The following is a 3,563-nucleotide window of genomic DNA, read 5'->3' as shown; positions in this document are numbered from 1 at the left end:
TGGTTTTGTTTCAGGTTTCGGGTCTGGCTTCACTTCTGGCTTTTCCTCTGGTTTTGTTTCAGGTTTCGGGTCTGGCTTCACTTCTGGTTTTTCTTCTGGTTTTGTTTCTTTTTCGATTACATTAATAGAGTTATATAGGAACTGACTGTATTGCTCACGAGTTACATGCATTTGTGGTGAATACATATTTCCTCCTGTACCAGAAGTAACACCATTCTCTTCTAAAGCATTAATTGCGTTAAACGCCCAAGAGTTTTTATCAACATCTTTAAATGAAGTTGTAGTTGTCGCCTTAAATTTAAATGCATTAGTAAGTACCTGTGCCATTTGTTCACGAGTTAAAATATCATCTGGACCGTATTTCCCTTCACCATAACCACTTACTAGACCCGCTTTCGCAAGTGCTAAGATTTCTTTTTCAAACATGTGTCCCTTAATATCAGTAAATGGATTTTTGAAACTAGCATCTGCATCTGCTGGTTTTACGTATGCGTAAATCATACGAGCAACCTGTCCACGAGTTACATTGTCACCAAAACCAAACTGTCCATTTCCGTATCCTGCTACTACTTTACGGTTTGCTAAATCATAGATTGCTTTCGTAGACCAGTGATTAGCTGGAACATCATTGAATTTTAATGAATCTGTGTTATCAGCCTTAGCAGTAAATGCTCCTGCTCCTAATAGTGATGTACCCATAATTGTTAGTGCTGTTGCTGTTTTTAAAAATTTGTTAGCCATTGTTTGTTCCTCCAAATATATTAGTTTTTTTATAGATTCTCTTATTGTACCTAAATTAAACATAAAATCTAGATGTTTTAACATATTAATTATTTGATTATCGTTTTTTTATAACCGCTGTTCTATATGGAAAATATCACCATATAGAAATGGGCTTGTAAAGTATTTTTATATATTTATTTATAAATATATTTTTCTAGCAAAAAAACTATACTTTTCAGCATAGTTTTCTGCTCTTTTATATGAATATTTTTATTTTCAACGGAAATAGATTTGCCCCATTCCATCCTTGTTTGCCCATATTGGCGCTTTCACACTGTCCACTCCTATCATTTTAAAAATGAAGAAGTGGTGTTCCGCTTTAATTTTAAAATTCAGTGGCTGATTATGATCTACGCGCCCATTCGTATATTCATATTTCCACCCATCCATTTTTTGCTCTTTCATTTTCTTCTCTATATCCGGTATTAAATTCACATTTTTTCCTTCATACGTGTACTGAAATCCACCTGTTTGCTCTGCTAATTCTACTGTACTAGCAGCAAAATCATGCGCTTTCACTAACTGCATACCATACAGTACACCTTCTGGTATAAGAGTGATTAATAATAAAGAAAGCGTTAGAAAAAGCGCTGTCGTTACTGTATTTTGCATTTCTTACACACCTACTTTTTCTTATTTATTTCACGTTTCCTCCAGCTTTCTTTTTATCAGAATCTGCTTCATAAATATATATGTGTTTTGCGTTACTCTTAATGTTACCTTTCTTTTCATCAAATTGCTTGGTATAACTAGCAGCTTCCGCATCTCCTTCAACTGCAATCATTGCTGGATTTTCTTGTACAGCATGTACAGAAAAATCACGTTTTGACGCTGGGTCCTTAAATGTTGCATTTTGTTTATAGGATTCTTCAAATTCTTTCTTTGCAATTTCTGGATCGATAGCAATTTCTTCTTGTGCACGTAAAACACCAACTTTTACGGATTTATCCATTGCTGCACTTCCAGCACGCTCTAAAGCAGACTTATTATCTGAGTGTGTTGTATCTCCGATAATCATATCTGTCATTAAAAACAGGCAACCAACAAATAATAATACTGAAGCAGCACCTATAATAAATTTTTGCATATTATATCATCCCTTCTTAACTTTCAGTCTTTCGGAATCTAAATCCGCTTAAAATGGAGCTTTTCTTCTGGTTCAATAATTCATTTGGTAGTAATAACTCTGCTATCTTCTTCATTATTCCTTCTAACTCTCTATAATAGTTACGACTTGATAGTAACGTACTACTATTCAACTGTGCTTCAAATACACCCTCAATCCCATAAGGTGGTATATCTGCTAATAACTTCTGTCCTAAACATTCTTCCACTACCTCGTGTTTTAACAATGATGATGAAAATTTATTCCCAATTACTTTGGTTTTCTCTAATGCTAAGTAGGAAACTAACTTTCTTTCTTTTTGCGTAAGAGGGTGTGCTATCTTTAACATTTGATGAAGATCTGGCTCCGCTACAAAGAATATGTAATCCGCCATCTCGCATATCTCTTGGTATAAAGCTTTGTCCCAATCATTCCCTGCATCAATAATAGAAATAGGTGCTTCTTGGTTCCCCAACAAGACCTTAATGAAATGGTCAAAGTCTTGCTCTGTTTCATTTTTCAATTCTTGGTCCACAATCGGATTCTTTACGATAAAGTTTATCTTTCCTTGCTTCCACTTTGGAATCGATAATATATCGGATTCCTTCTGTAACATCTCTTTATAGCGCTGTAACATGAACTCGCTGCGATAATTTTCTGGTGCTTCTGTATAGCCCTTTAATAGTGGATACGTATACCCCTCATCGTATAAATTCTCTATATAGTTCACATCAATCTGTAGTTCATTCAAATAGGCAGCTAGGAGATGCGAAACAAAAGTAGCTCCACTTCTCCTATTCATACTGGCCACAACAATTGTTTTCCTTGGAATTGCTATACCAATCTGCTTCTCATATACAGGTTCAAACGATAATTTATATTGCTTTTTAATTATTGGTGCTTTTGCCGTTTCCTCTTGTACAGACTTACGTTTTTGTTTGTTTTTAAATATTTTTGACTTAGAGACAGGTTCATCATTGCTTCCTTCCTCTAAGTCACTTGGCACTTCCTCTTCTTCCTCAGCAGGAATGTCCGGTAATTTCGTTTGTTGCGGTGCCTGACTTGCTCCAACAATCTCGGCTACATTCTTAATATCCGACTCCTGTAGCAACTGCGGGATAACTTTATTATCAATATCAATTCTACGAGAGTTGAAAATGTCATAGATACCTAGATAAATCAGTTTCGCCAAAAACTCATCATCATTTTCACGTTCTGTAAAAACTACAATACGAATATCTCGATTAAAACGTATATCCCTTAACTTCTGTAAGATAATCAATTCACGTTTATCTTCCTGTCCCGCATCAATATTTAATCGTTTGTCATTAATACATAGAATCTCGGGTTGTTCCGTATCTAGAATTTCATCTAGATATTTAATATGCATCACATCACTATCAGCCACTTCAAATCCCGCGCCAACAAAATCTTCTCGTAAATATGCCGTATATACAGTATCACTGATGGCTAATACAATTTTTTTGACCATGGTAAACCTCCTTTAACTTTTAGCGTTGGATTAAAATCATGTTTTCAATTGGAATTTGCGCCTGTTGATGAATCTTCCCAAAAATCTCATTCAGAATATACTCCACTTCAACTTGTTCCAATGGTCGTGGTGCCTCAAAATCAGAATTAAGTTTTATTCGTATTTCCAGTCGATCTTGAATTT

At 35.1% G+C, this 3,563-nt stretch carries 4 protein-coding genes; all 4 read right to left on the bottom strand.

What is annotated here, in order from left to right:
• A partial coding sequence (locus tag MR155_RS30770; protein WP_242312073.1) for an S-layer homology domain-containing protein occupies positions 1 to 804 on the bottom strand: 804 nt, incomplete at its 3' end.
• 195 nt (positions 805 to 999) lie between these two features.
• Positions 1,000 to 1,395, bottom strand: a complete 396-nt coding sequence (locus MR155_RS30765; RefSeq protein WP_002139736.1) for a DUF4320 family protein — start codon at positions 1,393 to 1,395, stop codon at positions 1,000 to 1,002.
• Between the two features lie 25 nt (positions 1,396 to 1,420).
• On the bottom strand, positions 1,421 to 1,870 hold the full coding sequence (locus MR155_RS30760; RefSeq protein ID WP_113937408.1) for a hypothetical protein: 450 nt from the start codon (positions 1,868 to 1,870) through the stop codon (positions 1,421 to 1,423).
• Between the two features lie 16 nt (positions 1,871 to 1,886).
• Entirely contained in the window at positions 1,887 to 3,380 is a 1,494-nt protein-coding gene (locus MR155_RS30755; protein ID WP_242312072.1) for a hypothetical protein, read from the bottom strand.
• Positions 3,381 to 3,563: the final 183 nt, after the last annotated feature.

Source organism: Bacillus cereus group sp. BfR-BA-01331 (assembly GCF_022663915.1).
Taxonomy (GTDB): domain Bacteria; phylum Bacillota; class Bacilli; order Bacillales; family Bacillaceae_G; genus Bacillus_A; species Bacillus_A mycoides.
Note: the sequence above shows the minus strand (reverse complement) of the source record. Positions and strands in the feature narration are given on the sequence as shown.

Bases quoted from the DNA above. Each gene is read 5' to 3' on its own strand.
- MR155_RS30765 (WP_002139736.1), bottom strand. From the start codon at position 1,395: ATGCAAAATACAGTAACGACAGCGCTTTTTCTAACGCTTTCTTTATTA.
- MR155_RS30760 (WP_113937408.1), bottom strand. From the start codon at position 1,870: ATGCAAAAATTTATTATAGGTGCTGCTTCAGTATTATTATTTGTTGGT.
- MR155_RS30755 (WP_242312072.1), bottom strand. From the start codon at position 3,380: ATGGTCAAAAAAATTGTATTAGCCATCAGTGATACTGTATATACGGCA.